The organism is Sphingobacterium sp. 1.A.4, from assembly GCF_002734245.1.
GTDB lineage: Bacteria > Bacteroidota > Bacteroidia > Sphingobacteriales > Sphingobacteriaceae > Sphingobacterium > Sphingobacterium tenebrionis.
In genome coordinates this window covers 1-809 of the sequence record NZ_PEAZ01000009.1, presented here as the reverse complement: position 1 = coordinate 809, position 809 = coordinate 1, and the positions used below count along the sequence as shown (strand labels likewise).

Below are 809 nucleotides of genomic sequence, written 5' to 3'. Positions count from 1 at the left end.
CTACCATATCCGGCATCTGCGACGATGGATTCACTCTGTTTTCCGTAATGGGACTCAAAGCCTTCCAGGTGTTCGGGCAGGGTTGTGGTATCTGCGGCCGTTTGATGGATGCTATAATGGGTGATGAACTGCTCTTCGGTGCTGATCTGGGTATTGTAGGCCGGTTTAAGCTGGCCATTTTTCATGTGGTCCTCTTTCATCCGCATAAACACGGCATCGGTATCGGTCTTGCTATAACTATTGCGATCTCCCAGTACTTCCAGTTGCTCCTCATATTTCTCCAGTCGGGGCAGATAGTCGTCTTCAAGCTTCCTCAGCTGCCTATCGGTAGATCTATCCACTCCTTTGAGCTTGGCATTGATCGATTTGATCTTTTCCCTCAGCTGGGCACTATCGATGGCCTTGCTGACCTGCTGATCCCCTAATGAAGATTGGTCCCGGCTGATCTGTGCATCGATATCCGAAAGGACCGAAGCGATGTTCGCCTCCAGCTTTATCTTGTTCTTCTCGATCGATTTCTTCCAAACGAAGGTATAACGACCGGCGGCCGATTCGATCTTGGTACCATCTACATACTGGACTTTCAGGCTGACATACTCCATATCATGCAGCATCCGAACGATACTGGCAAACAGCTCCTGTATCTGTCCCTTAAGACGCTTTCCCCTGAAATAATTGATCGTACGGTAATCCGGTGTACTGTTGCCCGAAAGCCACATGAAATGGATGTTCTCGTGCAGGGCGCGCTCGATCTTGCGGCAAGAATAGATATTGCTCAGATACGCGTAGAACAGTACCTTAATGAGCAT

1 protein-coding gene is annotated in these 809 nt (G+C 49.1%); it reads right to left on the bottom strand.

What is annotated here, in order from left to right; all coding sequences use genetic code 11:
* On the bottom strand, nt 1-809 hold an 809-nt coding region (locus tag CRJ00_RS01455), incomplete at both ends, for a transposase (RefSeq protein WP_144038057.1).